Source organism: Thermococcus sp., from assembly GCF_027066465.1.
In the GTDB taxonomy this organism is placed as follows: domain Archaea; phylum Methanobacteriota_B; class Thermococci; order Thermococcales; family Thermococcaceae; genus Thermococcus.
On sequence record NZ_JAMONU010000052.1, the window covers coordinates 1 to 3263 of the forward strand.

The window sequence follows — 3263 nt, forward strand, 5'->3', positions numbered from 1 at the left end:
CTTGGATGAAGTTGTTGAGGTCTGGCTCTGGGTCGCGGTTGGCGATATCTCCTCGGGACTCTTGCCCTCGACCATTATGGCCGTCCATTCGTTGAGCCACTTGTCGGTGTTCTTTGCAAGCTCGCCGGAGGGTATCGATACTACTTTGGCCCTGCTGACGTTTAGGGCGTAGTTAAAGCACGCCGGGGGCTTGACCTCCTCGTTGACGGGATACATCCACTGCGTCGTCGGAAGGGCCTCCTGTGCGGTCTTGCTTATGAGGAAGTTTATGAACTCCTGGGCGAGCTTCAGGTGCTTGGTGCCCTTGACGATTCCGGCGCCTTCAATCTGAACATAGGCGGTGTTGTTGAGGAAGACCGCTCCAATGTTGGTGCTGTTGTCCTCGCAGGCGGCGTAGGCCGGGTCGGTGGCGTAGCTGACGAACAACGGAGCCTGGTTCTTGTCCCACATCTCCCAGCCGGCAGTCCATCCCTTAACAACGATGACGCCGTTCTTCTTGAGGTCGGCCCAGAAGTAAGGCCATTTGTTTCCGTAAACGGCAATCGTCCACAGGAGGAACGCCATGCCCGTTGAGCTCGTTCTCGGGTCTTCAACTATGAGTTTGCCCTTCCATTCTGGCTTGAGCAGGTCGTTGAACGTCTTCGGTGGGTTCTTCACGATGTTCTTTTTGTAAACTATCGCTATTGCCCCGTAGTCGTAGGGAGTGAGATAGAAGTTCGGGTCGAAGTTCTTGATTATCCACTCGGGAATGTACTTGGCGTTGGGGGGCTTGTAGGGTTCGAGAACGCCGGCCTGTATGGCCTTCTGGAGGTAGCTGTTGTCTATACCTACCACCACATCGGCCCTGGGGTTGTTCTTCTCGAGGATTAACCTGTTGAGAACCTGTCCTGCATCCCCTAGGAGCACGAGGTTGACCTTGACGTTGTACTCCTTCTCAAATATCGGGATTATCTTCTTCATCCATGGCTCAATGCTGTCGTATGAGTACACGGTCAGAGTTGCCGTTTCCTGAGCGCTGGCCGGAGCTACCGAGGCCAGGCTCAGCGCCAGCACCGCAAGGAGGAGGAGAGCGAGGACCTTCTTCACGCAATCACCTCCTTAACACGGTTTTTTCTTCTCATAACCAACTAATTAAGAGTGTTAAAAAAGTTTGCGTTGAAAAAACGAACCTCTGATTACTCCTTTTTGTCCTCAGCCCTGCGGCCTTCCATCTTTATAACGTAGTCGGCCGCGTTTTGAAGTGCCACAGAAAAGCCCGGCTCGGTTCCTATGACTATCGTCTCCTTCCCCTTCCTCTTGGCTTCCTGAATTATGGGCAGAAAGTCCGCGTCCCGGGTTGCCAGGGCTATTACATCGACGTCGGAATTGTATATAAGCTCCATGGCCTCTATCGCTATCCTCACGTCGGTATCGCCGGCAACTATCACGGGCTCGAGGCCCTGGTTAACAACGGCCTCTATCAGTCCCTGGGGTGCGTACTGGTTGAGGACGACCTTGGCAACCCTAATCCGGCCTATCCTCTCGAGCGCCTCGACGATGTCTTCGAGTTTTATTCCGAACTCCTTCCTCAGGATGTTGGGACCGTCTATTATCAGTCCGATGCTCTTGTGGTGCTCCTCCTCCCGTTCTTCCTTTTCCCTCCTGAGGACCTTAATGAGGGTTTCTTTCATTCAGGTTCCCTCCTGGGAGCGAGTATAATCGTGTAGTCGGCCGCGTGCTTGAGGGCGACGGAGAACCCGGGTTCTATGCCTATAACAACAGTTTCCTTTCCCCGTTCTTTCGCCTTCAGGATGATTGGCAGGAACTCAGCGTTTCTCGTGGCTATGGCGATTACATCTATGTTGGGATTGTAAATCTCACGCATGGCCTCAACGGCCAGCTTAACCCCGGTCTCGCCAGAAACGACAACGGCCTCGAATCCCTGATTTGAAACAGCCTCTATCAGTCCCTGGGGTGCGTACTGGTTGAGAACGACCTTCGCGACGCGGATGTCTCCAAGTCCCTCCAAGGCATCAACGATGTCTTCGAGTTTTACTCCAAACTCCTTTCTCAGAATGTTGGGACCGTCAACGAGAAGCGCGATTCTCTTTCCCCTCTTTGATTTCCTCTTTATCATGCCTATGCTCTTTATTCCGTCCTTCGTTATCGAGATTATCTTCTCCCAGCTACCCCCTGGCATAGCTGTCACCGTTGAGATGCTCACCGAAACAATGACACGATGCTATACGCTGTAATACTATAAAAACTTGATTCAGAGGAGCCTCTTGTAGTAGTACCAGAGGCCCCTTATTATGTCGCGCACCTCAATCATTGTGAAGGTCTCGGTTCTGTCTATGAGCTTCGCACTCTCTTCCCAGCTGTGGACCTGGAGAACGCGGTAGATGAGGAGCTTTATCTGCCTCTCGTCGAGGTAGGGCTTCATCCAGCCGTCGAGGAAGTAGAGCTTCACTATCGGCTTCACCGCATCGACAACGGTATCGTAGGTCAGGACCTTGCCCGTAAATGCATCGAGGCGCTTCTTCTGAATCTCCGTGAGGTGAACCGGGTAATCAACGGCCTCGCCGAAGGGCGTCTCGAAGAGCCAGCGCGCTATCTCTGGCTCAAGCTCCCTGTGGGTGTCGCCGAGCCACTCAGTAAACCTAATCCTGAACTCGTCGTTGGCCTTCTTGATGAGCTTCTTGGCCTTTTCGCTTATCGGCTTGAGGACTATAGCGGTAAACTCCCCGCTGACCGGGTTCCTCGCGGGGCTGAGGTGAACCACCGCGAAGCCGTTCCTGACCCAGAAGCGGACGAGCTCTTCACTCGCGCCAAATCCTGAACCAATCCAGTCGAGGCCCTTTTCGCGAGCCTCCTTCTCGAGGAGCTCCAGTGCCTTGCTTCCCAGGCCTCTGTCCATCGCGTCAGGATGGGTTGCAATTCTCACTATTCTGTAACCCTTGAGCTTCGCGAACTCCTTTAAATAGTGGTGCTTGACCATCATGTCCGGGATTATGTTTCCGCGAGGCTTGTAGCCCTTGGCCATCTTGTCTATTACGCTCTTCGGAATCCCACCCTCCTTGGCAATCTGTATCGCCGTCACTATCTTGCCGTTTCTGAGCCTGAGCACGCGGGCCTCGTGGTGGGGCGCGTCGGCCAAAAGCGCCACGTCGCTCGGCCTGTTGCGGTAATGGGCGAGAATGTATATTCCAACGAAGTGCCTCAAATCGGGCCTGTCGTTCTCGAACCAGTCGTCCAAATCTGGCTCTTCCAGATAGACCTCCTTC

Annotated in this window: 4 protein-coding genes; all 4 read right to left on the bottom strand. The window is 53.8% G+C overall.

Annotation, left to right across the window (positions count from 1 at the left end):
- On the bottom strand, nucleotides 1-1086 hold a 1086-nt coding region (locus MVK46_RS02320), incomplete at its 3' end, for a thiamine ABC transporter substrate binding subunit (RefSeq protein WP_297534991.1).
- A gap of 89 nt (nucleotides 1087-1175) precedes the next feature.
- Entirely contained in the window at nucleotides 1176-1670 is a 495-nt protein-coding gene (locus tag MVK46_RS02325) for a TIGR00288 family NYN domain-containing protein (protein ID WP_297534993.1), read from the bottom strand.
- Nucleotides 1667-2179: a TIGR00288 family NYN domain-containing protein gene (locus MVK46_RS02330; RefSeq protein WP_297534995.1), complete on the bottom strand. Its 513-nt coding sequence runs from the start codon at nucleotides 2177-2179 to the stop codon at nucleotides 1667-1669. The genes MVK46_RS02325 and MVK46_RS02330 overlap by 4 nt, the downstream gene beginning before the upstream one ends.
- 72 nt (nucleotides 2180-2251) lie before the next feature.
- On the bottom strand, nucleotides 2252-3263 hold a 1012-nt coding region (locus MVK46_RS02335), incomplete at its 5' end, for a GNAT family N-acetyltransferase (protein ID WP_297534997.1).

What these genes read in the sequence shown, in the direction of transcription:
- MVK46_RS02325 (WP_297534993.1), bottom strand. Translation starts at nt 1,670, where the DNA reads ATGAAAGAAACCCTCATTAAGGTCCTCAGGAGGGAAAAGGAAGAACGG.
- MVK46_RS02330 (WP_297534995.1), bottom strand. Translation starts at nt 2,179, where the DNA reads ATGCCAGGGGGTAGCTGGGAGAAGATAATCTCGATAACGAAGGACGGA.